General features: G+C 58.8%; 19 protein-coding genes and 1 pseudogene. 7 read left to right on the forward strand and 13 right to left on the reverse strand.

The genetic code is table 11. The annotated features are described in order from the left end of the window. Positions 1 to 4: 4 nt before the first annotated feature. Both SB13_RS17270 and SB13_RS08195 read right to left on the reverse strand, forming a co-directional pair. Positions 5 to 359 (reverse strand): annotated as a pseudogene (locus SB13_RS17270) (type II toxin-antitoxin system RelE/ParE family toxin). Between the two features lie 423 nt (positions 360 to 782). Beyond that, entirely contained in the window at positions 783 to 2,234 is a 1,452-nt protein-coding gene (locus SB13_RS08195; RefSeq protein WP_026739877.1) for a sugar porter family MFS transporter, read from the reverse strand. Between the two features lie 414 nt (positions 2,235 to 2,648). Here SB13_RS08195 and SB13_RS08200 point away from each other — a divergent pair, with 414 nt between their 5' ends. From SB13_RS08200 to SB13_RS08210, 3 genes are all read left to right on the forward strand, one after another. Beyond that, positions 2,649 to 3,398 carry an SDR family oxidoreductase gene (locus tag SB13_RS08200; protein WP_026739878.1) on the forward strand — a complete coding sequence of 250 codons (750 nt, stop codon included), beginning with the start codon at positions 2,649 to 2,651 and terminating at the stop codon, positions 3,396 to 3,398. A 125-nt stretch (positions 3,399 to 3,523) separates the two neighbouring features. After that, positions 3,524 to 4,531, forward strand: coding sequence for an alpha/beta fold hydrolase (locus SB13_RS08205; protein ID WP_026739879.1), 1,008 nt, complete (start codon positions 3,524 to 3,526; stop codon positions 4,529 to 4,531). A gap of 178 nt (positions 4,532 to 4,709) precedes the next feature. Then, entirely contained in the window at positions 4,710 to 5,660 is a 951-nt protein-coding gene (locus SB13_RS08210; RefSeq protein ID WP_081821838.1) for a D-2-hydroxyacid dehydrogenase family protein, read from the forward strand. A 57-nt stretch (positions 5,661 to 5,717) separates the two neighbouring features. On the opposite strand, the gene SB13_RS08215 is transcribed toward SB13_RS08210, so the two are convergent. The 7 genes from SB13_RS08215 to SB13_RS08245 all read right to left on the reverse strand — a co-directional run bounded on the left by SB13_RS08215 (position 5,718) and on the right by SB13_RS08245 (position 15,593). Beyond that, positions 5,718 to 6,341, reverse strand: a complete 624-nt coding sequence (locus SB13_RS08215; protein WP_026739881.1) for a glutathione S-transferase family protein — start codon at positions 6,339 to 6,341, stop codon at positions 5,718 to 5,720. Between the two features lie 115 nt (positions 6,342 to 6,456). Continuing rightward, positions 6,457 to 8,094, reverse strand: coding sequence for a tannase/feruloyl esterase family alpha/beta hydrolase (locus SB13_RS08220; protein ID WP_235202392.1), 1,638 nt, complete (start codon positions 8,092 to 8,094; stop codon positions 6,457 to 6,459). Between the two features lie 441 nt (positions 8,095 to 8,535). Further along, positions 8,536 to 9,564, reverse strand: coding sequence for an NADP-dependent oxidoreductase (locus SB13_RS08225; protein ID WP_026739883.1), 1,029 nt, complete (start codon positions 9,562 to 9,564; stop codon positions 8,536 to 8,538). 224 nt (positions 9,565 to 9,788) lie between these two features. Continuing rightward, a complete protein-coding gene (locus tag SB13_RS08230) occupies positions 9,789 to 10,904 on the reverse strand; it encodes an NADH:flavin oxidoreductase/NADH oxidase (RefSeq protein ID WP_026739884.1) in 1,116 nt (371 codons plus the stop codon). 403 nt (positions 10,905 to 11,307) lie between these two features. After that, a complete protein-coding gene (locus SB13_RS08235; protein WP_026739885.1) occupies positions 11,308 to 12,663 on the reverse strand; it encodes a carboxylesterase family protein in 1,356 nt (451 codons plus the stop codon). A 323-nt stretch (positions 12,664 to 12,986) separates the two neighbouring features. Continuing rightward, the gene (locus SB13_RS08240; RefSeq protein WP_026739886.1) at positions 12,987 to 14,009 is read right to left on the reverse strand and encodes an LLM class flavin-dependent oxidoreductase; all 1,023 of its coding nucleotides are present in this window, start codon (positions 14,007 to 14,009) and stop codon (positions 12,987 to 12,989) included. 249 nt (positions 14,010 to 14,258) lie between these two features. After that, a complete protein-coding gene (locus SB13_RS08245; protein WP_026739887.1) occupies positions 14,259 to 15,593 on the reverse strand; it encodes a neutral/alkaline non-lysosomal ceramidase N-terminal domain-containing protein in 1,335 nt (444 codons plus the stop codon). A 238-nt stretch (positions 15,594 to 15,831) separates the two neighbouring features. Here SB13_RS08245 and SB13_RS08250 point away from each other — a divergent pair, with 238 nt between their 5' ends. Both SB13_RS08250 and SB13_RS08255 read left to right on the forward strand, forming a co-directional pair. Continuing rightward, a complete protein-coding gene (locus tag SB13_RS08250) occupies positions 15,832 to 16,473 on the forward strand; it encodes a TetR/AcrR family transcriptional regulator (RefSeq protein WP_051616514.1) in 642 nt (213 codons plus the stop codon). A gap of 134 nt (positions 16,474 to 16,607) precedes the next feature. Next, positions 16,608 to 17,873: an SfnB family sulfur acquisition oxidoreductase gene (locus SB13_RS08255; protein WP_026739888.1), complete on the forward strand. Its 1,266-nt coding sequence runs from the start codon at positions 16,608 to 16,610 to the stop codon at positions 17,871 to 17,873. Positions 17,874 to 18,130: 257 nt separating this feature from the next. On the opposite strand, the gene SB13_RS08260 is transcribed toward SB13_RS08255, so the two are convergent. Further along, positions 18,131 to 18,805 carry a MarC family NAAT transporter gene (locus tag SB13_RS08260; protein WP_026739889.1) on the reverse strand — a complete coding sequence of 225 codons (675 nt, stop codon included), beginning with the start codon at positions 18,803 to 18,805 and terminating at the stop codon, positions 18,131 to 18,133. Positions 18,806 to 19,144: 339 nt separating this feature from the next. Here SB13_RS08260 and SB13_RS08265 point away from each other — a divergent pair, with 339 nt between their 5' ends. Both SB13_RS08265 and SB13_RS08275 read left to right on the forward strand, forming a co-directional pair. Then, complete coding sequence (locus tag SB13_RS08265; RefSeq protein WP_026739890.1) at positions 19,145 to 19,978, forward strand: VOC family protein; 834 nt, start codon at positions 19,145 to 19,147, stop codon at positions 19,976 to 19,978. A gap of 1,857 nt (positions 19,979 to 21,835) precedes the next feature. After that, complete coding sequence (locus SB13_RS08275) at positions 21,836 to 22,891, forward strand: NAD(P)-dependent alcohol dehydrogenase (RefSeq protein WP_026739891.1); 1,056 nt, start codon at positions 21,836 to 21,838, stop codon at positions 22,889 to 22,891. 144 nt (positions 22,892 to 23,035) lie between these two features. On the opposite strand, the gene bcsG is transcribed toward SB13_RS08275, so the two are convergent. Genes bcsG through bcsE form a run of 3 tightly spaced genes read right to left on the reverse strand, consistent with a single transcriptional unit; the run spans position 23,036 to position 26,429 of the window. Then, the gene (gene bcsG / locus SB13_RS08280) at positions 23,036 to 24,697 is read right to left on the reverse strand and encodes a cellulose biosynthesis protein BcsG (protein WP_026739892.1); all 1,662 of its coding nucleotides are present in this window, start codon (positions 24,695 to 24,697) and stop codon (positions 23,036 to 23,038) included. A gap of 2 nt (positions 24,698 to 24,699) precedes the next feature. Then, positions 24,700 to 24,885: a cellulose biosynthesis protein BcsF gene (locus SB13_RS08285; protein ID WP_026739893.1), complete on the reverse strand. Its 186-nt coding sequence runs from the start codon at positions 24,883 to 24,885 to the stop codon at positions 24,700 to 24,702. Continuing rightward, positions 24,882 to 26,429 (reverse strand): cellulose biosynthesis protein BcsE, encoded by a 1,548-nt coding sequence (gene bcsE, locus SB13_RS08290; RefSeq protein ID WP_026739894.1) that lies wholly within the window; start codon positions 26,427 to 26,429, stop codon positions 24,882 to 24,884. The genes SB13_RS08285 and bcsE overlap by 4 nt, the downstream gene beginning before the upstream one ends. Between the last annotated feature and the right edge of the window lie 196 nt (positions 26,430 to 26,625).

Genomic DNA, 26,625 nt, shown 5'->3' on the forward strand with positions numbered 1-26,625 from the left:
AGCGTTACTCCTTCTTGTTTAGTCGATTGAGATAATGAGCGAACTCCCGATCGGCCAGCGGGATCATCTCATCGTAAAAGCGTTTTTCATTCCCCGCCTTATTGCCAGCACACAGCAGAATGCCGGTACGGTGCGGGTCAAAAGCGAAAAAGGCGCGTAAGGGATCCCCTCTGCTTTGCACTCTCAACTCTTTCATGTTGCTGTAGCGGGAGCGTTTGACCGTATCGGCATAAGGCCTTGGCCAACATCGGCCCCTTTTCCCGCAACACGATGAGCGCCGCAAGTACGCAGGCCCTGTCGACGTCGCATAACGAACAAAACCATGCGTCAAATGTATCCGTTGTTTCAATGACCCACACACGACCTCCTCATCACTATAGGTTAAATACTATATAGGTGTAAACCTATATTTTAATTATGTCGTGATAAAACACGTGATGCACTCACGCAGGTCGGAAAGCCAGAGAAGCATTGGAATGTTAGGTGAGCGTTGAGACGACTCGACACACGTATTGCGAACGGCGCCGCGTTTTATCAGGCCCCATAAGGCAGCGACCCACAGCGCGGTGTCCCGCAATCGAGGCTGCGACGTGAGCGATAGAGGAAACAAAAGGCAGTGACGAATAGATAAGAAACGCCTCGCTCTTTTGCGGCGAGGCGTCATTACAGCTAAGGAGGGAAGCCGTCATCCTTGACGAGACGCCCTTACCCTTTAGGGCGACGTTGATAAAGAACCGGCGGTAATACGCGGCGACGCTTCATTCAGCTTCGCCGCAGACGGCCTAGGCCCGCGTGGTATTATCGCTATCTTCACCGAATTTATGCCGCATGTGCGATTCAATTTCCTCCAGGCTTTTCCCTCGGGTCTCAGGCACCATTGCGGCGATAAACAGCAGAGAACACAAGTTAATTACCGCGAAGATGAAGAAGGTCTGACTCCCGGCAAACGCCAGCACTGGCGGGAAGCTCAGCGCAACCAGCGCATTGAAAATCCACTGAACCGAAATAGCGGTCCCCGTCAGGCGACCGCGCAGCTGCATTGGGAATAGTTCCGACATCAACAACCAATAAACCGGCGCGATAAACATCTGCATGAAGAACAGGAACACCAGAATACACAGCAGCGCGATGTAACTTTGGGTCAGATCGGCGGGCAAGAAAGTCAACACGGCGCCCAGAGAGACCTGCGCGGCGATGACGAAGACGAAGCCCGTCATTAACATCCGGCGTCTCGCGAAACGGCTGACGGCCCAAATCCCCGCCAACGAGGCAATCACCGACACCACCCCGTTCCCGATGGTAGCCGTGATGGCCGCCGTCGTGCCGAGACCGGTAGATTTCAGGATGATGGGGGTGTAGTACATGAACGCGTTGACGCCGGTGAACTGAAGCGCAAAGCCTAATCCGATGCCGATGACGAGCAGCCTCAAGACCCATTTCTCGCGCAGCAGCTCGCCGACCTCCGGTCCCCGTTCGGCTTCTTTGACCTGCTCACGCATGTCGCGCAGCTCTTTGCGGACTTCGTGCGGCGTCTCGCGAAGTTCCTGCAGCACTTCTTTCGCCTCGGCGNGACGTCCTTCAGAAACCAGCCAGTGGGGAGAAACCGGCACGAAGAACGTACCGATGAAGAGCAGCACGCCGGGCACCATTGCGATAGCCAGCATGTAGCGCCACATATGCCCCTCATTCATCAGGTAGCTGAGTGCGGCGCTGACCACATAGGCGACCAGCTGCCCTGTGACGATCATCAGCTCGTTGCGGCTAACCAGCGGCGCTCTGAGTTTCGGCCCGGCGATTTCGGCAATGAAAACCGGCACGGTCGAAGAGCCGCCCCCGACGGCCAGTCCCAGCAGGAAACGCATGACAACCATCGACGTGACGGAGGGCGCCAGCGCGGTGCCGAGCGAGCCTGCGACGAACAGCACCGCAAGGCTACGCAACGTAATACGACGGCCAAACTTATCGGAGAAAAATCCGCTGAGGAAGGAGCCCACCGCGGCGCCGAAGACCAGCGAGGACGCGACCAATCCCTCAGTAAATGACGTTAACCCCAGCCCCCCTTCGGCCGAGGGCGCCGACATATACGGCAATGCGCCTGAAATAATCCCCGTATCATAACCAAACGCCAATGCGCCCATGGTCGCCACCAGCACGACAAAAAAGATTCTCTGCCTGACGACTTCAGCACGGGTTAATTCTTTTGTTCCTGGTGAATCAGAGTTTTGGGCATTCATAGTCTTCTCTTTTAATTAGTAGCCTGATGAAACAGCGCTCCCGAAAATGCCGGGTAACTCTCGTCAACGCACAACGTTAAAAGTGTAGACGCCACTATGCTGTATAAAGGTTAAAGCGAAAAATAATATAAACCTACGACTGCGCGCCTTCCCCGGGAGTCGATTGAGCCACTGACACAACAAAACATAAAATTTCATTTACTTTTAATTAATTACACAATTCACACATTCTCTTTCCAGCGGTCACTCGCCGGGGTTTGGCATCCATAGAAAAACGTAAATTCGGAGTCATCCGGTTCGATTAGCGGGGTCGGAAGCCAAAGATCGTTCACAAAACAACCTATTGTGAGGTTAACTCAGCCCCATACCTCTCTCGCCCCTCTCACACTGACCAAGCGACTTAGGAGACACACCATGAGCAAGCACTCCACCAACACAGGTAAAACGGCGCTTGTCACCGGCGCTTCCCGCGGTATCGGACGAGATATCGCCCTGCAGCTTGCTGCCGACGGCTTCAAGGTTGTCGTCAATTACGCCGGAAATGCGGTTGATGCGCAGGACGTGGTCGATAACATCCATCGGTCCGGGGGCGAAGCCCTGGCGGTACAGGCCGATGTCTCTCGCCCCGAGGACGTCGAACGGCTGTTCCACGCTTCTCTCGAAGCCTTCGGCCCCCTGCACGTGGTCGTACACAGCGCCGGTATCATGTCTCTGGCCCCGATATCCCCAGACCATCTGCGCACTTTCGATGACATTATTCAGGTGAATTTGCGCGGGGCGTTTTTAGTGCTCGGTCAGGCCGCCCGGCAGGTGCAAACCGGGGGACGCATCATCGCCCTGACAACCAGCGTCATCGCCAAATCATTCCCCGGATACGGTCCCTATATTGCATCCAAGGCCGGGGTTGAAGGGCTGGTCAAAGTGCTGGCGAATGAATTACGCGGCCGGGAAATTACCGTGAATGCCGTCGCGCCCGGCCCTGTCGCCACCGAACTGTTTTTTAAGGGAAAGAGCGACGATCAGATCGAACAGCTGGCGAAAAGCACGCCGCTGGAGCGGCTGGGCCGGACGGAAGACATCGCCCGCGTGGTGGCGTTTTTGGCCGGGGAAGACGGTGGTTGGATTAATGCTCAGGTCGTTCGCGCCAACGGAGGCTTCGCCTGATCATGGCCTGTGCGTCGCGCCAGCAGCCCGCCTCCCCGCGGTCACAGCGCGTCGTCATTGTGCCGCGGCGAAAAAAAGAAACCATGCTAAGGTTCTCTCAAGACAATTCACTGGAAAGGTCAATCATGTCTCGAGTCGTCAAACGTCTGTTCCTCACGCTGGCGGTGTCGTTCTGTGGTGGGCAAACCGTCCTCGCCGCACCGGTCTATGGCCCGCAGCTCGAAGGCTTTACCTACCCCTATCCGCTGCACCACTTTGCCTTTACGTCACAGGGCGTTCCGCTGGAGATGGGCTACATGGATGTCGCGCCGCAAGGTCCGGCCAATGGCAAAACCGCCGTATTCCTGCATGGGAAAAATTTCTGCGCCGCAACCTGGGAAGACGCGATCAAGGCATTGAGTCAACAGGGCTACCGGGTGATCGCCCCCGACCAGATTGGCTTTTGCACCTCCACCAAACCCGAACGCTATCAATACAGCTTTCAGCAGCTGGCCGCCAACACCCACGCGCTGTTGCTGAGTCTCGGCGTCGATAAAGCGATGGTGGTCGGCCACTCTACCGGCGGGATGCTGGCAACAAGATATGCCCTGATGTATCCCGACGCGGTGCAAAAGCTGGTGCTGGTGAACCCCATCGGTCTGGAGGACTGGAAAGCGCTCGGCGTCCCCTACCGTACGCCCGATCAGTGGTATGAGCGCGAGCTGAAAACCTCGGCCGCCAGTATTCGCAACTACGAGCTAAACACTTACTACGTCGGACGCTGGAAACCCGCCTACGACCGTTGGGTCGACATGCTGGCCGGTTTGAATCAGGGGCCGGGACATCAGCGCGTCGCCTGGAACTCGGCGCTGATCTACGACATGATTTTCACCCAGCCGGTCGTCTACGAATTCAGCGAGCTGCAAATGCCTACCACGCTGATCATCGGCACGGCGGACACCACCGCCATCGGCAGCGATATCGCCCCCGCGTCGGTCAAAGCGACGTTAGGTCATTACGATCAGCTTGGCAAAGCCACGGTAAAACGCATCCCGAAAGGCGAATTGGTGGAATTCACGGGACTGGGACACGCGCCGCAGATGGAAGAGCCTGAACGTTTTAACCGCGTCCTACTGCAGGTCCTGAACCGCTAACCGGCAAAGGCTGGCGGTAAACTGAAAACGCCGCCAGCCCTGTCTGGCATTGCCGCGGCCGTGCCGACGCGCCGCGTTCAGGTATTCAAGTCATGGTACTCACGTAAAATGACAGGCGCATCGTTCTCTCCCATAGAGGCGTCCACGTTGCGGCGAATCGCTGAAAGGAGTGTTGAGCATGTTAAAAATAGCCATTATTGATGATTATCAGGGCGTTGCACTCGCCAGCGCGGACTGGTCCGCCGTGCAGGCGCGGGCTGAGATCGACGTATTCTGCGATCACCTGAGCGACGAGTCAGCGCTGGTCGCCCGGCTGCGCCCCTTCGACGCCCTCTGCGTCATGCGCGAAAGAACGCCGCTCACAGCCAGCCTGCTAGCGCAACTGCCCAATCTCAAATTCATTGCCTCAACGTCCGCTCGTAATGCCTCTATCGATATCGCGGCGGCGCGCGCTCAGGGCATCACGGTCAGCGCCACGCAGGGCCGCGGCAATGGCGCGCCGGAGTTGACCTGGGCGTTGCTTCTGGCGGCCGCTCGCCATCTTCCCGCCGAATGCGCTTCACTGCGCGCCGGAGGCTGGCAAGTGAACGTTGGGGCGGATTTGGCAGGCAGTACGCTCGGTATTCTCGGGCTGGGGAAAATTGGAGCTCGGGTCGCGGCGATAGGGAGAGCCTTCGACATGAACGTGATTGCGTGGAGCCAGAACCTGACCCCGGAAACCGCACGGGCCGCGGGGGCGACATGGGTCGATAAAAAGACGCTGCTGCGTGAATCCGACTGGCTCTCGCTGCACCTGGTGCTGTCGGATCGCACACGCGGTATTGTCGACGCCGCCGATCTGGCGTTAATGAAACCCACAGCGTGGATGATCAACACCTCGCGTGGACCGCTGGTCGATGAAGCCGCGCTGATCGACGCGCTGTCGAGACGAACACTCGCCGGGGCCGCGCTCGACGTCTTCGCCACCGAACCGCTGCCGGCCGCTCACCCGTTTCGCACGCTGGACAACGTCATTGCGACGCCCCACATCGGCTTCGTCACCCGCGATACCTACCGTGTCTTCTACGAAGAGACGGTGCAAAACCTGCTGGCGTGGCTGGACGGCTCACCGACGCGCGTCATGGAGTAACCTGCCGCACCGCCGCTTTCGTCTCATCATCGACGACATATCTTCAGGCAAGACGGTTCAGGGCGCGCCGTTATTGCCATAGAGAACAAAGCCGGGGCGTTGGCAAAGCGCCTGATAAAAACGCGCGACGGCAGGCAACTCGGGTTTAGGAAAAGGCGTCGAGTACCAGCGGTGCGTGGAAAGGCCCAGAACGATATCCGCCAGCGTCAAGGTGGGTCCGCAAACGAACGCGCCGGTTTTCTCCAGCGCGCCCTCCAGCAGCGTCATGCGTTGATTCCATAGCTGAATACTGGCTTCGATCGCCTGCTCGTCGGTATGCGCAGCGCTGTTACGCACCCGCGCCATAAAGGCATAGACCCAGGCGTTATTCAACTCCGTCGCCTGCCAGTCCATCCACATTTCGACCTGCGCCCGCGCCTCGGGGGCGGTGGGCAGAAGCGCCTCTCCGCCATAGGCGTTGGCCAGATAGCGGCAAAGCGTATTCGACTGCCCCAGCGCACGACCTTCGTCCACCAGCACCGGGATCATCCCGTTGGGGTTAATGGCGAGAAATTCAGGGGAGGATAAAGATAATGCGCCTTGCCCCCAGGGTTCGAGTTTAAAAGGCAGCCCGAGCTCATGGCATGTCCACAATACCTTACGCACGTTGATGGAGGTTTCACGTCCGAGAATGGAAATCATAAGGAGACACCAACTTCAGAATGAGTGGGATCTCGGTTTATAGCATGAACAATAAGTCGACGGCCACACAAGGCGGCCGCCGGAAGATGTCATGACGAGTTCTCGCGGCGCTGGGTTATTTCTCGACCAGCTTGCCCTCTTTCACTTCATACGTTTTCTGATTATCGGGACCGATATAGGTACGGGCCGGATTCACGAATGCCACGCGGAAAAACGGCTCTGACAACACCGGCCGATAATGGCTGGCGTCGTTAGGATCGCCCTGCCCGGTGTAACGGGCGATGTAGGGATAAGGGTAGACCGGGCGGGTCGCCTTAAGCTCAACGGCAGGCGGCGCTATCGGTGAGCTTTTCTTCTGCACGCCGTGGAACTGCACTTCTGCCGAGGACGCCCCTTTCGCCGACGCGGCCGCCGGGGGCATCTGGCTTTTCGGGTTGGCGGCTTTACCGGTCACAATCCATTTCGGCGCGTCGCCCTCTTCCGTCCAGGCCATCAACGGCGTCAGCAGATCCATCTGGTCATAGCCTTCGCCATTCCCGCAATGACCGACGCCGGGCAGCAGGAACAGACGCATGAACTTATCGACCGAGGCTTTGCCGAGCGTGGTGTTGACGCCGCGATAGTAGGCCAGAGAGAACGCCGGACTCACCGAATCATCCGCCAGACCATGCCACATAATCAGTTTGCCGCCGTGTTGCATGAAAGGGCGCAAATTGGTGTTGGCCGCGTTATACAGCGGCGCCAGCTGCGCTACCGCATCGAAATTTCGCCGATTCAGCGGAAAATCACTCATCTTGGTGATGGGCTGTTTCCCGCCGGGCAGCAGCACCGACTGCAGGGCCGGCAGCACCATCGATTCCGACATGGAGCGCTCCGTCGCTTTGGCCGGCGCGGGCCAGCGCATTTCGGAGCCCAGCGGCAGACCGCCGAGCACGAAACGGTTACCCGAGACATCGCCCGCTCCCGCATACAGTTTTCGGGCGACGTCGATCTCTTCCTGCGTCAAACAGTCCGACTTGTCGCTCTGCTTTTCAGCGCAGCGCTTAACCCAGTTGGCAGAAAACGAGCAGGCATACGGATTTTGCAGCAGGCCGTCATTGACGCCAGACAGCGTCGGACAGTGTTTCAGCACCGCCTTATGCAGAATGGCCAGGCGATCCTGAAGCAGGATCGCCGTGCCGTCCTTGCGCTGATTCGCCNCGCTATTCCAGCCGTGGAAGAACGAGTTTTGGAACTGGAAGAAAGCGGCCGGCGCGCCCGCCGAAATGCCGTTGAAGTCTTCCGGATAGCGCTGCGCTTCCATCAGCGCTTCGCGCCCGCCGTCGGAACATCCCATGAAGTAGGCATAACGCTGCGGCTGGCCGTAGTAGGCGGCAATCAGCGCTTTGGAGAGCACCGCCGTCAGGTGGTTGGCGCGGTAGGCGAAGTCGATACGTTTTTGCGGATCTTCCGCCCACGTGGCGTCCATCATGCTGCCCTGATGACCCATATCGGTCGCGGCGACCGCGAACTCCCCGTTCATGGCGGGAACGCAGCCGTTGGCGTTGGATAGACTCAGGTTGATGCTGCCGCAAAGACCGCCGCAGCCGACCTGCAGAAAACGCTGAGTCCACTGTTCGGCCGGAAGGGCAATCTCAACGCCGATGGACGGCGCGATCGTCGCTGAAATTTGGCAGAAGTTTCCCTTTTCGGTTTTCGTCAGGGTGGCCGAATGAAGGGTGACCTTTTCCCCGACCGCATTGGAAAACGCCATCGCTCCCAGTTGCTCGCAGGAGACGACCGGCTGGACGGCCGGTAGCTCGGCGGCAGACGCGTTCGACGCCGTCACAGCGACAAAAAGGCAGGCGCCCAGCAGTTGCCATAGCCCGGTGAGATATTTCATCTTAGTCCTCATGGTTCTATTCCTGTCATTCGGGCGCCGTGCCGCAGCCCAGCTCGCTATCGTGTCCGTGACTACGCGGAAGGACGCCGATGTTGCGCCATCCGACACGGCCCCTGGCGCGCGTTATCCACCTAGAAATGATAGACGTTTGCGTCTTGACGCGGGTGCGGATTTTCACAACCTTTTCAGTCGGCTAAGAGGCGTTTATCGCCCGGACCTTTCTTTACGTCTCAGTCTGAAGATCGCAGACCGCTCAGCGCCCCTCGTTTTAGCGTCCTCAGGCCGAGCGGCGGCGCGACCCTCCGCCCACGATCACGCCGGATCGCCAAGGCGTACCACCACCTTGCCGAAGTTTTTGCCCGCCAGCAGATTGAGAAAGGCCTGCGGCGCCTGTTCCAGTCCATCGACAACCTCTTCGCGGATTTTTACCTTCCCCGCGTCCACCCAGCCCGTCATCTCATCCAGGAAGGCCGTCCAGCCGTCGGCATAGTGATCTGAAATGATGAAACCCTGAATTCGCCAGCGTCGGGTCAGTACATTCATTATCAGCTGCGGCAACCGGTCCAGTCCGGTCGAGGGGGTCATGCCGTTGTAGTGTGAAATCAAACCGCAGACCGGCACGCGAGCGCCGACGTTAAGACGGGGCATTACGGCGTCAAACACCTTGCCGCCGACATTTTCGTAATAGACGTCGATCCCCTCCGGCGTCGCCGCCGCCAACCGGTCGCTAAAATCGGCGGCGTGGTGATCCAAACAAACATCAAAGCCAAGCGACTCGACCGCATAGCGACACTTGTCCGTCCCACCGGCAATCCCGACCGCCCGCGCCCCTTTCAACCGGGCTATTTGCCCGACGACGGAACCGACAGCCCCCGTCGCCGCCGCGACGACCACGGTCTCGCCCGCCTTGGGTTCGCCGATCTTCAGCAGACCGTGATACGCGGTAAATCCGGTCATCCCCAGCACGCTCAGGGCCAGCGACGGACTTCGTATACGGGAATCGATGAGGCTGATATCGCTGCCGTCCGACAGCGCATAGGTCTGCCAGCCGCCCATCCCCACGACGAGGTCGCCCTCGTTGAAGGCCGGATGACGCGAGGCCGCTACCCGGCTGACGGTTGCGCCGACCATCACCGTATCCAGCGCCACCGGCGGCGCATAAGACGGCGTATCGCTCATCCGTCCACGCATATAAGGGTCGAGCGAAAGATATTGGTTTTTCAGCAATACCTGTCCGTCGGCAGGCTGTGGTATCGGCGCGTGTTCCAGCCGGAAATTGTCGAGTGCCGGCGCGCCGTCGGGACGGCGTTGCAGCACGATACGGCGATATGTCGTTGTCATGATCACTCCCTGTTTATGAGGTTAGTTTCGTTCACTGACAGAACGAATGACGGCCAGGCGGCGTTCGGACACGGTCTCAATGAGCCGAACCGAAAAGACTCGGGGCGGCCGTCGTCATGCTCGCCCCTGGGCGTCAAAACACACCGTGCGGGACGGTGCCTGTTCCTCCGCTAACGCGTGACCCCAGACTGATGGCGGTCCGGTGTTAAGCGCGCGCGCAAACGCTATGATGACAGTTTGCCCGCGCCGTGATAGCTCTCCAGCCAATGGGCATAAGGCGCGGGCAGTACCCCATCTGGGCGGTCGATTTTCAGCGCCTGCGCCAGCACATACGGATAGTGCGGATTCGCCAGCATCGCCCTGCCGATCATCACCAAATCCACCTGTTTCTCCGCCACGACGCGCTCTGCCAGCATAGGCTCATCAACCCCCCAGCCGACCGCGACGGGAACCCCGGCGCCGCGGCTCACCTGTTCGGCGAGCGGCGCCAGCAGGGCGGGCGTTCCCCACGGGATTTGCGTATCGGGAATGACGAAGTTGATGCTGACGTTCAGCAGATCCAGCCCTCCGGCCCGCATCCGCCGTACCCCTTCAATAGACTCCGCCAGCGTGCGTTCGTCGTTTCCGTCGTATTCGATCACGCCAAAACGCGCGGTTAGCGGCAGATGTTCAGGCCAGGCATCGCGCACCGCCGCCAGCGTTTCCAGCGGGAACCGGCTACGGTTTTCCAGATTCCCGCCATACCGATCGTGACGCTGATTACTGTGGGGAGAGAAGAAACTTTGCGCCAGATAGCCGTGAGCGAAATGCAGCTCTAGCCATTCGAAACCGGCATCGCGGGCGCGACGCGCGGCGGCGGCGAAATCCCCCGTCACCCGGGCGATATCCTCGAATGTCATCTCACGGGGGACCCGCGGCAGATTCTCCCCATAGGCGACAGGCGAAGGCGCGAGCGTCTCCCAGGCGCGGGGATCGTCCTCGGGAAGATGGTCATCGCCGTCCCACGGCCGGTTGGCGCTGGCCTTGCGCCCTGCATGTGCGATCTGGATGCCGGGAACCGCGCCCGCCGCTTTGATCGACGCCGCGATGCGCGCCAGCCCTTCCGTCTGCGCCTCATTCCACAGCCCAAGACAGTGGGGCGTGATGCGACCTTCCGGCGACACCGCCGTCGCTTCGACAATCACCAGACCGGCCCCGCCCCGCGCCAGTCCCGCATAGTGAACCTGATGCCAATCGTTGGTGAACCCCTCAGTGGCGCTGTACTGGCACATCGGCGGCACCGCGATGCGGTTACGCAGGGTAACGTCCTTCAGTTTGAATGGCGTGAACAATACCGACATATCGAACCTCGCTTTCTGTGAATGGAGTCGGCGGACACACTCGCCGCACAGGGGCAGCGCTGGAGGCTGCACGACGGAAGCCGACGCGTTGGGAGGTCAACGTGTGGGCAACGCCGGACTAGCCGCAGATCAAGCATGGTTGATTTGTTGATCTTTTGCCCGATTAACTATTCATCACGCCAATCATTTATCAGGCAATCACTGTCCGGAAGACGCTTTCTGGATCATCAGAGAATCTGTCATGGCCGGGCTGGCCGCGGGATCGGGCGATGTCCGTCCTCGGTCATCGCCCGTATTCAGCAGGATGGGAAAAATGAGCAGCTTCTCTCGCCAAGAGGGACTCGGCGCCGACGATACGGTGTGACCAGAACATATCGACTCGCGCCCGTCAGGCATGTGCGCCTTAGCGATGCTGGCGGAACAGCCACTCGCGAATGGGTTCAATGGTGTAGGCGATGCGCCAGGTATTGCGATGGCCGCTCGCCCCGGCACTCGACTGGTTGGGGGGAATGACCGTACCTTTGGCAAACGACACGTAGTTAATGGGGCACTCCTCAGACTCGATAGTCTGACTGGCCTTGCGGAACTGGTCGGCCGACCACGTGCCGTCCCAGACGGCGGTCGCTATCTTCGCGCCCTCTTTTTTCAATACCTCGGTGATCGCGTTCTGTCCCGGAAAAGCCTTGTCGTCATCCTGCGACACCAGAATCCACAGTTTTTGCCGGGCAAGCGGTTTGACCAGCGCCGGGTCCCACTGCCCCGCCACGAGAAACGAAGCGGCGAAAAAGGTCGGGTATTTGATGTTCATCGCTATCGACATCATGCAGCCGCCAGACTGCCCGGTCGCGTAGCATCGGTTGCGATCAATGTTGTACTGCTCCGACAGCGACGTGATGAGATTGAGGGTGGCATCCAGCGCATCAGACGTTTTCGAGTCGTCATCCGCGATAATCTCTGCGTATTGCGGCGCCAGCACAAACGCCGGGCGTTGAGCCTGATCGGCCGGGCTGGCCCACGCAATCGCCCCCAACCCCTGATAGAGCGTGGTGCGAGTCACGTCGCTGGTGGCCCCGGCATCGTGCATGAACAAGACCAGCGGATACGTCTGTTTCGGGTCGTAGTGCTTGGGCACAAACAGGTTGTAGCGCAGTGTTTTACCTGTTTTTGCATCGGTAAACGTCAGCGACTCGAAGTCATCGACGATAAGATTTTCAGCCTTGGTCGTCGTCAGCGGCGCGGGCATTGCGGCAATACGGTCACCTTGCACGCTCTTGATGTCGCCGGTTTGATGCACATTGGCGACGGGGAGCGCATACGTCGTGTCGTATGCCGGAATATCCCCTGCTTTGCCGGGGCCGCCCTTACCGCCGGACGACGGCGGCTGTGTACCCTTTTTGGCGTCTTTGGCGTCCATTTTTTCCACCAGCGGCGCATTCGCATCATCCGGCGAGAGTGTAACGATGACGAAATGACCTTCGGCCGCTTTGTCGGCGGGGTTGGCGGAAGCACTGGCGAACACGCCGGTGACCGTTCGACCTTCCACGCTGAAATCGGCCTTGCTAAGAGACTCGCCGCTGACGGCTTCGTCATACTCCACGGCAACGGCGGTCAACCGAATGCCATCGCCAAAGACCTGCGTAATCGCGCTGGCGCCTTTGACGTTAGCGCGTACGCCCTGTTTAGCCAGCGCGGAGGCGTTGATGGCAATCATGGCTCCGGAAAGCAGACTCATCATCAGAAAATCACGACGTGTGGGCATGGTTCATCCTTTCATTGCAAAGTCGTTAGTCTCGTTGGTCATATACCGCTCCGGCGCTTTTCTCCCACCTTGCCAACCGCGTGGGGCCAGGCCGTGGGACAAACGCCGTCGACACACTATTTATCCTAGACCGTTGCCAGCCTGATTCGTTGCAATCCACTGATGTCATTACGAAATTTTTACACTCAGCGCTTTCGGGAGCCAGATGGCAGACAGCGGGAAATACAAAAAAGCCGGGAACGCCAGTGTTCGACAATGGGACAGGAACGGTTTCACCGCGGGCGCAAAGCGTGAACGTCCCGGCGCCCTCTTCTACGGCGACGTTAGCGCCAGCCCAACCCCGGCGCAACCTGCGTCAGTATCGATTCGATCACATGCGCGTTGTAGTCAACGCCCAGTTGATTGGGCACGGTTAATAGTAGCGTATCCGCTTCGGCAATCGCCTCATCCTGCGCAAGCTGCTTGATGAGCTGGTCTGGCTCAGCGGCATAGCTGCGGCCGAAAATCGCCCGCGTTTTGTCATCGAGGAACCCCACCTGATCGGTATCCTGACCCCCGCCACCAAAGTAGGCGCGATCCCGATCGTCCACCAGCGCGAAGATGCTCCGGCTTACCGACACGCGAGGTTCGCGCGGGTGTCCAGCCGCTTTCCATGCGTCGCGGTAGGCGCGGATCTGTTTAGCCTGCTGGATGTGGAACGGCTCACCGGTTTCATCGTCCTTTAGCGTGGAACTTTGCAGATTCAGGCCAAGTTTGGCCGCCCACTCCGCCGTGGCGTTTGAGCCAGCCCCCCACCACATGCGTTCACGCAGTCCTTCCGAAAAAGGCTCGAGGCGCAGCAGGCCCGGCGGATTGGGAAACATTGGCTGCGGATGCGGCTCGGCAAAGCCTTCGCCACGCAGCGCGTCGAGCAGGACCTCGGTGTGGCGACGCGCCATGTCCGAGTCAGTCTCACCCTCCGCAGGCTGGTAGCCGAAATAGCTCCAACCGTCGATCACCTGCTCGGGCGAACCCCGGCTAATGCCGAGCTGAAGGCGCCCCCCGGAGATCAAATCGGCTGCGCTGGCATTCTCGGCCATATATAGCGGATTTTCATAGCGCATGTCGATGACCCCGGTGCCGATCTCGATACGGCGGGTTTTCGCTCCCACCGCCGCCAGCAGCGGGAAAGGTGAACTAAGCTGACGCGCGAAATGATGCACCCGAAAATAGGCGCCGTCCGCCCCCAGCTCTTCCGCAGCGACGGCCAAATCAATGGATTGCAGCAGCGTATCCGCCGCTGAACGCGTTGCCGACTGTGACGAGGGCGTCCAGTGGCCAAACGACAAAAATCCTATTTTTTTCACGGAGCTTGGGTCCTTATGGTGAGGATGGCGAGCCGACGAGTCACGCGACGGTGACAATGTCTCACCGAGGCATAAATTTTAGATAAGACTACGCAGAAAGACCAAAACTGACCAGTTCCGCCGCACAACAGGCCAACCTGGCCCCGCAGGGTTCACGTCGCCTTCACTGCCGCCTCTCTCCCCCCATCCCCTGCCATTGGGGCAAAACGTGGCGCTGACTCGCCGTCCGCGCCACCCGGCATGCGCTTATTATTGTCTTTGCAGCGCGTTGCCTATCATCGTGGTGAAATTATTGACGATGGCGTCTTCCGCACAGCCAGCCTTCAACGGGCTCGCCTTCACTTCAAAGACCTGATTAGGGTATGAGGCGTCGTCCGGGATATAGCCGATACGATCGTTGACGATCGAGGTCAGGATGGTTTTGCGGAGCGGCGAACTTTGCGCGAGTCGATAGCCGATGCGGGTCATTACTTCGCCCGAGACGCCGGCAATCGCCGTGTCGTTCAGCATCACCAGACCAAGACGAAGATCCACATTATCAACCTGCGCTTGATTCATGTTCTCGGTTGTCTCCGTGCCCTGCTGCGTCGGGCAGCTGACCACCTTTTCCTCTGCACGAATGTCCACCCGGCGCGTCATCTCGCTGGGCTTCATCGCGCGGGCGACGCGCACAATCGCCTCCCCCGCCGCCCGCCCCTGCGTCGTGGCTGCATTCCAGGCGAACGCCGCGTCTTTCTCGTCGGTGTCCGACAGACCCGTGCGGAAGATCCTCGGATTCTGGTCCGCGACCGTTCCTGCCGACCACAGGGACACCACATTTCCTCCCAGCGTTTTCTCCACATAGTCGGCGGCGACCCCGGTCAGGTCCCCGGTAATCTGCTTAATGCCCAGCGTCGCCATGGAGTGAACCGCATAATTCGTCAGCAGCGCGATGGGCTGACCATCCAGCGCATCGAACTTCATCACCCACAGGCCTTTATCGGACGGCCCGGTGGGGTTGACGCCCATAATCCAGCCGTCGGCGGTATATTCATCGCGATTGACGTTGATGTTGACCGTCCCTTTCCCCACGCCGAAGCGTGCGGGTTTGGCCTGCTGGTCAGACTGACGAAGCGCCTCGACCATTTGGGTGTAGAGTGCTTCGCTCCAGGCCAAAGACGTGATTGTGCCCTCATGCGCCATCGCGCCCGGAGACACATTGCCTACCCGCGGCGCGCTGTGATCGTGCGTGGCGAAGATCAGGATGTTGGCGAACGGTATCTGCAACTCTTTTTCGATCCGCTGACGCACCGCCGTCGTGTCGCCGNCTTCCATGGCGTCGACCGAAACCAGCGCGACCTTGTTGCCGCCGCTATGAATGAGCAGCGTGCGCATATAAATGGGATCGTGTACCCCGTTAAAATCCCCGCCCATCGGGTTCATGTCTTTCAGGGTGGTGGGCGTGATATCCACTTTGGCGGCACCGACGCGCAGCAGGTCATGATCCGCCGCCATGGCAGGCGAAAGCAGGCTGCTGGCGCACAGCATCGCGCCTAGCGCGACGGCGGTCGGATGTAAAAGGGGAAGAGAAAAACGCTTAGACATATGTTGTTTCCTTTCAACAAGTTGGCATAGCCGAGAGGGGAAAGCCGGAGCCCGACAGGCTGCGCGGGACGGCACGAGTTACCGCTGCCGAGAGCGCTCATCTCACCGCAGCGCGTGATCCGCATTCCTGCCAGCGCAGGACGACGGCACATAACGCCTTTTCCATGGTACTCTTGGGTACCAAGTATTCATTCATGACGGTGCCCTGTCAACGGCATGACAATCAGGAAGCCTTACGATGAAAAAGAGGACACTCACCTCGCCTGATGGCGCAGCGGATGCGACGTCCAAACGGCGCACCCACATTATCGATGCCGCCGACAGCCTGTTTCGTCAGCATGGCTTCACGCGCACGACCACCAGCATGATTGCTGCGCAGGCGGCCGTGTCGAAGCGCGATCTGTACGCGCTCTTCCAGAACAAAAACGAAATTTATTATTCAGTCGTCGAAAAAAATCAGCGCCTGTTTCTGGATCTTCCGCGCCCGGAAGCAGAGGACCTGCCTATGTTGGCGTCGCTGATAAAAATTTTTCGTCTGGATATGGACGATGCGGCGGGGCGACGTCGGCTGGAGTTCATCCGCGTTTTTATGAAGGCCGCCGTAGAGGCGCCGGAGGCATCATCCGCCCCCCTTTATGCCAGCGGACGATTCCATCCCCGCGAGGCGCTCATGGCCTGGCTGCTGACGCAGGCCCGACGCGGCAAGTTGCCGCTACAGGACGAAGAGGATGTAAAAGTCTATTCCGGCATGCTGATGAACATCGTCTTCGGCGCTCTGCTCCCCGTGCGACACGACGGCGAGGAGATGGGCGAGCGCACCGCGCATGTCATTAAAGCGCTGACCATTTTCCTCAAAGGCGTAGGCTGCGACATAAGCTAATCTGTTTTTTATCTATAAAAAACATACACCTGACTAATAAGGTTATCCGGAATTCATCTATAAGACCCGGCGGTGCGATTGCTAGGATGAAGGCCACGGCGCCGTTGCGCCTTCGCCTTCAAGGAGAAATGCTCATGTCCACCATCGAAGTGACCGCCACTCGGCCCGAAGTCCGGGTTAATTCTGCCGAACCGTTTACGCCGCTCCCCCGCCCGACGTCGCCTGCGCATATCATCGCCAGCGACGAAGAGGCCATCGCCGTCGCCGAACGGCTGGCCGCGCAGTTTGCGCCGGGAGCCGCGCGCCGCGATCGTGAAGGCATTTTGCCGATTGACGAGCTGGAGGCGTTTTCGCAAAGCGGGCTATGGGGCATCACCGTACCGCGCGCCTACGGCGGGGCTGGCGTTTCCTACGCCACGGTGGCGCAGGTGATCGCGATTATCTCCGCGGCGGATTCGGCCCTGGGACAGATCCCGCAGAACCATCTGGCGGGCGTGGCGCATCTGCTGACCGACGGCACTGAGAGTCAGAAAAAAACGCTGCTGGCCGGGATTCTCCAGGGCATACGCTGGGGCAACGCCTTCTCGGAAAAGGGCGGCGCCACCGTGTCCGACTTCAAAACCACGCTGCGCCGCGAGGGCAAAGAGGTCGTCGTCACCGGAGAGAAGTTCTACGCCACCGGCGCGCTGCTGGCGCATGTCGTGCATACGGTCGCCCTCGACGAGGAAGGGCTGCCGCATCTGGTCGTGTTCGATCGCGACGCGCCGGGACTGACGGTTGTCAACAACTGGTCGAGCTTCGGCCAGCGCACCACCGCCTCCGGCACCGTCATCCTGGACCATGTTCGGGCCCCCGTAGAACGCGTGATTCCCGCCTGGCGCGCCTTCGATCGACCGACCCCTTCCGGGCCGATATCGCAGATCATTCAGTCCGCCGTGGATGTCGGGATCGCTCGCGGCACGATCGCCGATACGATCTCGTTCGTACGGGAAAAAACGCGCCCTTGGATCGACAGCGATAAAGAGACTGCCTCGGAAGATGTTTTCACCATCGCCGCCGTAGGCGATTTGTCTATTCGCCTGCACGCCGCCGAAGCGCTGCTGGCGCGCGCCGGGCGCCTGATTGACGTTGCCGTAGCGACGCCAAATGAAGAAACGGTCGCCGCCGCCGCTATCGCCACCGCCGAGTCGAAAGTGCTTTCCACCGAGATTGCCCTCCTGGCCGGGAACAAACTGTTCGAACTGGCCGGAACACGCTCCACGCTGGCCGAATACAATCTCGACCGCCACTGGCGCAACGCCCGGACGCACACGCTGCACGACCCGGTGCGCTGGAAGTATTTCCACGTCGGCAACTACTATCTGAATCGGGTGAATCCTCCGCGTCACGCCTGGAACTGACCGCGCAAGCCGCAACGAAGGAACGAGTGAAGAGAGGCTGTAGACGAAAGCGTTGAGCAGGAAAGTGGAGCGATGAAACCGTCTCGCCACCGATGTCGCACGCCGCCCAGACTTTGTCTGGGCTGATTCACGACTCAAACGTCGTCGTCATGATGAGCGGATGAGAATTTAACCAATTGAAAATAGAGATGAAATGTCGGATTCACGCCGTTCGATAATCTGTCCGCCGCTCACCACGCGGCACAAAAACGCGGGGTTCAATAGGACGAGATCAACTCCATCACCCCGTTGATGATGAACTGTACCCCCATGCAGACCAGCAGAAAGCCCATCAGCCGCGAAACGGCGTCGATACCGCTTTTACCAATCAAACGCATGATGAAACCAGCGCTTTTCAGGCACACCAGCAGGATAAGCGCCACCGCAATAAACGTCATCACCGGACTCACGACCAGCACCCAAGGCTCGAACCCGAGCGAGTTGGCTTTCAGCGTCGATACCGAGCTGATAATCATCGCTATCGTCCCCGGTCCTGCGCTTCCGGGCATCGCCAGCGGTACAAACGCGATATTCTCCGAATCCTTTTTGGTCACGTCCGGCACTTTTTGATCCGCCGATGCCGTCTCGATATGCGACTTCTGGGGAAACAGCATGCGAAAACCAATAAAGGCGACAATCAGTCCGCCGGCGATACGTAACCCCGGTATCGAAATGCCGAAGGTATTCATGACCAGCTGACCCGCATAAAAAGCCACCATCATGATCAAAAAGACGTAAAACGCCGCCATGGTGGACTGCTGACTGATGTCCTTGCGGGTCATATTGCCTGACAGGCTCAACAGCAACGCCACCGACGTCAACGGGTTGACCAGCGGCAACAGCAGCACCAGCCCTAACCCCACGGCTTCAAACAATTCAGATATTCCGGTCATACGGCTTCCTTATGATTCCAGCGGTGCAATGAATCTCAGCCTAGCATAGGAAAAATGGCAGGGAACAGGGCGTTATCGTCAGAATGGTCGCCTGCCCGTCGCGTCTAATACCCTCTCCTGTCTTGATGGCGGAGGCCCCCCGTCCCGGTCGGAGCAGCCCCGCTCACGGCCAGCATACCGCTGTTTCGCGACGGGGCCGGTCTTCCGTCACCGCTTTTCGACGGGGGTTTTTCGTCCATCACCGGGGCGACTCATCGTCCATAACGCACGGCAACGCTGCTACAATGGGGTCGGCGGGCTCGCCCCGCGATTCACTTATTAACACAGGGAGAATGGTGTATGCCTGAATTACCCCCCGTGGTCGACCATGTGATCATCAACGTCGCCGACCAATTAGATGAAGCCAGCACGCTGTTCCGTCGTCTCGGTTTCCAACTCAGCGAGCGCGGCCATCACACCATGGGCTCCAGCAACCATCTGGCGATCTTCGGCGAGACCTATCTTGAACTACTGGGCTATGAGCCCGACACCGGCAAAGATTTTTGCCAGTCCCCCCTCGGCCTTAGCGGACTGGTCTGGAAAACCTCAGACGCGGACGCGGTCTATCAGCACCTGCAAGAGCAGCAGCTCGCCGGGGAGACGCCCGCGTCCTTTTCCCGACCGGTTACGCTGCCGGACGGTAGTTCGCTGGAGGCGCGCTTTCGCATCGCCCGGCTACGCGCCGACGCCATTGCGAACGGCGTCAGCTTCTTCTGCCAGCACCTGACGCCGGAAGCCGTGTGGCAGCCCGAGTGGCGTAGACATCGTAACGGCGTCGTCGACATCGCAGAGTTCGTCATCGTCGCCGAGCGTCCAGAGGACGCCGCCGCGGTCTACCGGCGACTGTTTAACTCCGCGGTATTCACCCCCGCCGCCGACGGTGAATTACGCTTACAGGCAGGAGAGACGCTGGTGCGCTTTATCAGTGCCGAGTCCGCCCGCGCCGAATTCGGCGCGCTGCCGAGCGATGACAACGGTAAACCCCGCATGGCGGCGCTGACCTTCAAGACCCGTTCGCTTGACCAGACGCGTCAGAGCCTGCTGGCGGGCAATCTGCCGTTTGTTGAGAAAGAAAACGACATTCTGGTGCCGACAGAAGCCGGATTTAACCTCGCGCTGCGGTTTCGCCCCTGAGAAGAATGAAAATCCGGGACCAGTGACGGAACGCTCACGTCCGACGGCGGTCGGATAAATAAGGAGATAGAGCGTGACGTCAGGATTACCGGTGTTAACGGTATCCAGAGCCTCGCCTGACGCCGTTTGCCGCGCTATTTCCAACGAAATTTTGTTTTTCGTCGTCCTCGTTGCACGTCCCTATCGGGCGTGTCGAGCGGTTTTGCGGGGGACGGCGACATTCAAGCAACGATTGATAGCCGCCGCCGTGAGCGGCCATACAATGGACCAATGATGAAAAAAACGTTTCTTCGCGCCTCCCTGACGATGAGCATTATGCTGCTTTGCGGGCTGGCTCAGGCCGCGTCATTCACCGCCGGCGCGGGCCGGGCGGACATTGCCATCCCAGACGACATCTACCCTATCGACGGTTTCGTCGGGCAGCACGATCCGCTGGCAACACGCGTCATTCTGCTGGACGACGGGACGNCCCGCCTGGGCATTGTCGTTGTGGATCAGACTTCGCTGTCCGACGCATCAATCGCCAACATGAAGGCCGCTCTCCAGCAGGTGGCGCAGGTCGCCCCGGCGCGGACGATTGTCAGCGCCAGCCACGGTTTTTCCGCGCCGCACGTTTTGCCGCATGAACATACCTCGCCGGACGTTCAGGCTCAGTCCACGCGGATGCAGCAGGCAATGGTGAATGCGGTGCGATCGGCCGCACTGTCGGCGGTCAACTCCATGACCGTCGCCCGGGTGGGCTACGGGGAAGGCGTCAGCCGGGTGAACGTTAATCGCGATGTCCCGACGCCGTTCGGCTGGTGGCTCGGCGCCAACGAAGAAGGGAATAGCGACCCGGCGCTGTCCGTGTTGCGAATCGATACCGCTCAGGGTGCGCCGCTGGCCGTTATGATCAATTACGCCGTCCAGTCTTCGGTGATGGATGGCTCCACGCTCAAAGCGGGCGGCAAACTGATCACGTCGGATCTGGCGGGCGTCGCCACACGCTACGTGGAACAGCATGGCGGCGCGCCGGTAGCGGCATTTTTGGTGGGCGCGGCGGGCGATCAGGCACCCCGTCGTCAGGCTAACCGGCATGTCGTCAACCACGACGGCAGCGTCACACGCGTCGATAGCCATGAAGAGGGCTTTACGCTGCTCGATCAACTCGGTACGGAGTTAGGTCGCGCGGCCGCTGAAGTCTCCGGCGGCATTCGCGCCACCACCCCCCCTACGCTGGCGCTGGAAAGAAAAAGCGTCACGGTGACGTCGCAAACGAACTCGCCCGGGAATGCGCCCAAAGGTCCGGTGACCACCTATACTTATACGCCGGGCCGCCCCGTCGCACTGCCGGTAGTGTTGATCCGGATCGGCGACATCGCGCTGGTCGGCGTGCAGCCGGAGCTGGCGGCGCAGATCGGCGAACGTATCAAGGCTGAGTCGCCGTTTGCGCATACGCTGGTGCTGACGATGGTCGACGGCGCGGCAAAATATCTGCCGGATGACGCCAGCTACAACCGGTTCACCTACGAGGCGCGCAGTTCCGGCTTCGCGCAAGGTTCGGCAGATAAGCTGGTTGACGCCGTTCACGGCTGGTTGAACGATTTACATCGCGCCGCGCCGCATCCATAACCTCACAGCATGAGGCATTTTTCCTATATTGCGAGGTGCGACACAGATACGACAGAGCCTTTGACGGCGGGAAAACAACGGGAAAGTCATACCGCGGGACGGCATCGCCGCCCTTCCGTTGTGTTATCGTTCTCGCCGTCCCTTCGGCCTTCCACAGGCTATTTCTCACTACAAGTCCGCGTTACCGACTTCCGCCCGTTTCGGCGGTCATTACGCCCTACGGTCATTACCCAATGAAACAGGAGAATGAACATGAAAGTGCTCGGTTATGCCGCTAAGTCCGCCCAAGCCCCTCTGGCGCCGCTGGAGTTCACCCGCCGCGAACCGCGACCTGACGATGTCGTCATTGAAGTATTGTACTGCGGCGTCTGTCATTCCGACCTGCATCAGGCACGCAACGACTGGGGAATCAGCTTTTATCCGCTGGTGCCCGGCCATGAAGTCGTCGGTCGCGTCACCGAGGTCGGCAGCGAGGTCACCCAGTTCAAACCGGGCGATCTCGCGGGCATCGGCTGCATGGTGGACTCGTGTCGCGAATGCCAGCCTTGTCAGCAGGGTCTGGAGCAGTACTGTGAAGAGGGAAATATTCAGACCTACAACGGCTACGATCGCCACGATCACCAGCCGACCTACGGCGGCTATTCGCAAAAAATCGTCGCGTCGCAGGACTTTGTGCTGCGGATCCCGGACAGTATCGATCTGAAAGCCGTCGCTCCGCTGCTGTGCGCAGGCATCACCACTTGGTCGCCGCTGCGCAAGTGGAACGTGACCAAAGGCAGTAAAGTCGCCGTCGTAGGGCTCGGTGGTCTGGGTCATATGGCGCTGAAGTTGGCGCATGCGATGGGCGCGGACGTCACGCTGTTTACTCGCAGCAAGAGCAAAGAAGCCGACGCTCGTCGTCTGGGCGCGCATCACATTGTGCTCTCATCCGATCCGGCGCAGATGGAAGCGGTGAGCAACCACTTCGATCTGATTATTGATACGGTGCCTTACGAGCACGACGTGAATCCGTATATGACCACTTTGGCATTGGACGGTACGCTGGTGTTTGTCGGCCTGCTCGGCAACGTTGAACCGGCGCTAAGCACGATGCCGATGGTGTTAGGCCGCCGCTCCATCGCCGGCTCCTGCATCGGCGGAATTGCGGAAACACAGGAAATGCTCGATTTCTGCGGCAAGCACGGCATCGTCTCTGACGTCGAGGTGATCGATATCCAGCAGATCAACGAAGCCTATGAACGGCTGCTCAAAAGCGACGTGAAATATCGCTTCGTCATCGATATGGCATCGCTGAAGGCATAACAATCAAACGTTAACCTCCGGCGTATCCGGCGGCCCGCATCGTGATGAGATTCATGGCGATGCGGGCCGCTTTTATTTCCGGCAAAAAAAGGCGCCGGGAAGAAGTCCACGGCGCCATCGTGACAGCGATAACGGTCGTCAGCGTCAGGGGTAGTTCACCCAGTCGCCGCCGTTGAGTCGTATCCAGGTTTTCCCCTGATAACGCATCACCACCGCCCCGTCGTTCTCTGACACCACCGGCGTCGTCGGCAGGTTGTCGGTCAGAACCGACATATTGACGTTGGCCGCGTTAAACACCTGGCCATCTACCACGCGGGAAATCAGTTCGGACAGGGCCAGCATGCTGGTCGGCGCATCGACGCGCAGCGGCTGCTCCTGATGCGGCGCTTTCATACCGGCGAACAGAATGCCTACCGGCACATGCGTGATACTGGGGCTTGGGATATCCCTCAGACCGGACATCTGCATCTTGTCGCCAGCCAGCGCCGCGCCGTGTTCCGGCACGACGATCACCATCACGCGCCGTCCCGACTCATCAAGCTGGCGCATAAAGGTTTCCAACTGATCGAACATCTGCTGCGCCCGCGGCTGGTAGGGTGCGGAGCGCGTCGTCCCTGGCTCACGCGTACCATCATGCAGCGGGATCAGGTTGAAGAAGGTCGCGCTGCGCGTCTCTTTGCTCTGCTGACGTTCGTCCATCCAGCGCTGCATCAGCTGCGCGTCGTTAAACACCGGGGTCCCGTCAAACGAGGTATAAGCTGGCGCGATCCCCGCCTGAGACAGCAGCGGCGCGCCGATCCCCCCCTGCTCACGCAGCGACGTCAGATAGCCGCCGAAAATACCGGGGTGATCCAGCACCAGTTGCTGACGGAAACCGAGTTTTTCCAGATTTTCGAACAGATAGCAGTGATTCGTCGTTGGCTTGTAGATCTCGCTATGCGGCGTCTGACCACAGCTGGCGCGTAGCAGGCGGATGCCCGCAGGGCCGCTGTAACCCGTCGCCGAGTTGTAATTGCCAAGCAGGATATCAAACCGTTTCCACAGCGGATGATGACGGAGCTGCACCGTGTCCAGGTCAGACCACGACAGCGAGCAGATATTGATGATCAGGACGTCAAACGGCTGCGAATCCGCCGGGAGCGTTTCAGGAAAGTGCGTGACGCGCTGCTTTTCCTGTTCGTAAAAACGCGACAGAAAGGCCGTTAGATTGGCGCTTGTCGGCGGCGCGCGCTCGTCGAGTCCGTCCGGCGNCCCATTGGGCGCGCTGGGCTGCGGCGCAGTGGTGTTGATGGCAACCTGAGGCGTGGCGGCCGTCGTCGGCAGCAGTGAAAACGCCGGACCGGCGATATTGATGATATTGATCCAGCACAGCATGGCCGTCACCAGGACGGTAACGCGCACCCACTGGGCGATAAACAGGTACAGAACCCACATCACAAACGCACAGGCCACCATCCGGCCATTGATGAATCGATCCGCCAGATCGAGCAGATAATCACCCGAAAACTGGGTGAGCTGCGCCCCCTGGCTGAGAATAGTTTGAATCCCCGGCAGCCAGGTGTCGTGGTAAAGCAACGCGATCCCGACGGGGATCGAGACCCACTGACGCAGGCGGTGCAGCCGCTGAGACGGCAGCGGAAAAACCAACCAGCAAAGAAAGACCAGGTTATCCAGCGCGTGAAAGTTGAGATAGCCGAACCACAGCAGTACGAATTTCAGCAAGAAATAGAAATTCCAGCCGCCCAAACCTCGCCAGCAGCTCCAGGAGGACGCCCCGTTGGGCGCCGCTTGTTTTACTTCAGTCATGATTATTTCACATCCGATTGTGAAGATTTTCGCCGCCAGGTTCCCACATATTTCATCGTGCGCGACGGCGTCAGACGATAAATAAAGCCCCGCCAACGTGCGGACAGCCAGCGAGGAAAAAACGTTCTCAATACTAAAATTGTCAGCAGGAAGAGAATGCCTGCCTGCATGATTCCCATCAGGTTCATTTGGCCTCTCCTTTGCTCTGCGCCAGCGCGATGCGCTGCGGCACCCGTCGTGGCGCAGGCGGTGCCGACGTCGTTTTCATCGCGCTCGCGGCCGCGGCAGTCGCCGGCGTATGCGTACGCGGAGCCCTCGCGCCCATCAGACGAATTTCCGACAGAATCGGCAAATCTTCACACCAGACCTGACGGTCGGAGAACATCTCGTCGTACGGTAGCGGGAAGATGGACGCCAGCGCCGTTTTAAGATCGTGCAGATTGCAGGAAAACAGGAAGATATACAGGCAGTTATCCATCACCGTGAACACATCGCCGTTACGCCGGGTTTTGCACAGCGTCAAAGCCTGCTCCGCCCGCAGCTGGCTCACCGGCGTCAACGCCACCAGCACGCCCTTGCTGTTTTCCGGAAGCAGCGGGTCGTTCATCAGCAGCGTCACCGTATGGCAAAACGTCTCCAGAGGCATGAACCCTTTCTGGCGTAGCGGCTGCTGTAGCTTCCGCAGTACGCTGAAATCTTTCGGCACATAGCGCTGATAACGTTGCCCTTGCAACCCTTCAAGCATCATCAGAAAGCGCGACAACGAGGTGCCGAACGGCACAATAATATTGACCCCGCAGGCCAGTAGCAGGCGCTCATCATTCTGACGCTGACCGACTTCCATCTCGCGCACGACAATTTTCAGCCCGGTGCCGCGAAGGCTGCGCAGTCGGTGGATATGGCGAGCCAATCCGCCGGTCTGATCGTTGTGGCTAAGGCAGAAAATCACCGTGGCGGAATCAGCCCCTTCGGCCTGCGCATAAACCCGCTCGTTGCCGTCATGTAATTGCCACTGGTTCGATAAGGGGGGCGCCCCTTCCAATACGCTGCGTTCGGCAATAAAAATATGTTCGTCATTTAAGGTTAATGGCGTGTTTTTCTCGTCTTGTTTCATCAAAGAAAAACGATTTTGCTCAAAATTCAACGCTAACTGTCTGTCTGCCAACAATCGCGTAGCGTTATACCACCAATGTATTCTGTATTTCCAATTATCTTTCTGATATTCGAGACAGGAAAAACCGTTTAAATAACAAAATAGGCCATGCAGATGATCACCGAGGGAGATTATTTTTCTTCCGTAAGTAATAATTAGCAATGAAATCTTTTTCTTTTTTAATGCGGTTTTTATTCTTTTTAACCACTCAGACAATTCTGAAGAAGTTAATTTGTCCCAATCACTAACCTCGGTATAAAACAAAACCAATTGAGGATTAGATGAAGATGAAAATAGACGTAGAAAATCTTTATCCAACTTCAATAATGCTCTGTTGGTTTGCGGTAATGAATACATCGGAATACGATCCGGCCCTGAAGTCAGCGGCGGAGTCAGCAGCTCCTGCGGCGCGGTGGCTGAGCTGAGCAGCGTCACCGCTGCCTGGGCGCCCATGACCTGCCGCGCCAGTGCAATAGCGTCTTCCTGCCGTTGAACCGTAACCCAATAACAACCTGCCGGCTGCATGACCATTAATTCATCCGGCACCTGTTCTATTCCTAACATAGAGAAATATTTCATAGATTATTTTTTATAATAAGGAGATTGAAACGACGTTATCACTTGTCGTTAATTTTAAAATAATTGTAAGATACACAACAACCATTACATCTTTATCCCATTAATTATGGCCCTCGACCACCTTTTAGATCACAATACAGATTAATCCGATAATTGTAATAAAGCCAAAAGCTTTATTCTTAATCACATATAAAAC

It is taken from the genome of Lonsdalea quercina subsp. quercina, from assembly GCF_000688695.1.
In the GTDB taxonomy this organism is placed as follows: Bacteria; Pseudomonadota; Gammaproteobacteria; order Enterobacterales; family Enterobacteriaceae; genus Lonsdalea; species Lonsdalea quercina_D.

What these genes read in the sequence shown, in the direction of transcription:
- SB13_RS08285 (WP_026739893.1), bottom strand. Translation starts at nt 24,885, where the DNA reads ATGAACCTGATGGGAATCATGCAGGCAGGCATTCTCTTCCTGCTGACA.
- SB13_RS08260 (WP_026739889.1), bottom strand. Translation starts at nt 18,805, where the DNA reads ATGACCGGAATATCTGAATTGTTTGAAGCCGTGGGGTTAGGGCTGGTG.
- SB13_RS08265 (WP_026739890.1), top strand. Translation starts at nt 19,145, where the DNA reads ATGCCTGAATTACCCCCCGTGGTCGACCATGTGATCATCAACGTCGCC.
- SB13_RS08215 (WP_026739881.1), bottom strand. Translation starts at nt 6,341, where the DNA reads ATGATTTCCATTCTCGGACGTGAAACCTCCATCAACGTGCGTAAGGTA.
- SB13_RS08255 (WP_026739888.1), top strand. Translation starts at nt 16,608, where the DNA reads ATGTCCACCATCGAAGTGACCGCCACTCGGCCCGAAGTCCGGGTTAAT.
- SB13_RS08200 (WP_026739878.1), top strand. Translation starts at nt 2,649, where the DNA reads ATGAGCAAGCACTCCACCAACACAGGTAAAACGGCGCTTGTCACCGGC.
- SB13_RS08225 (WP_026739883.1), bottom strand. Translation starts at nt 9,564, where the DNA reads ATGACAACGACATATCGCCGTATCGTGCTGCAACGCCGTCCCGACGGC.
- SB13_RS08210 (WP_081821838.1), top strand. Translation starts at nt 4,710, where the DNA reads ATGTTAAAAATAGCCATTATTGATGATTATCAGGGCGTTGCACTCGCC.
- SB13_RS08235 (WP_026739885.1), bottom strand. Translation starts at nt 12,663, where the DNA reads ATGCCCACACGTCGTGATTTTCTGATGATGAGTCTGCTTTCCGGAGCC.
- bcsE (WP_026739894.1), bottom strand. Translation starts at nt 26,429, where the DNA reads ATGAAATATTTCTCTATGTTAGGAATAGAACAGGTGCCGGATGAATTA.
- SB13_RS08230 (WP_026739884.1), bottom strand. Translation starts at nt 10,904, where the DNA reads ATGTCGGTATTGTTCACGCCATTCAAACTGAAGGACGTTACCCTGCGT.
- SB13_RS08275 (WP_026739891.1), top strand. Translation starts at nt 21,836, where the DNA reads ATGAACATGAAAGTGCTCGGTTATGCCGCTAAGTCCGCCCAAGCCCCT.
- SB13_RS08250 (WP_051616514.1), top strand. Translation starts at nt 15,832, where the DNA reads ATGAAAAAGAGGACACTCACCTCGCCTGATGGCGCAGCGGATGCGACG.
- SB13_RS08205 (WP_026739879.1), top strand. Translation starts at nt 3,524, where the DNA reads ATGTCTCGAGTCGTCAAACGTCTGTTCCTCACGCTGGCGGTGTCGTTC.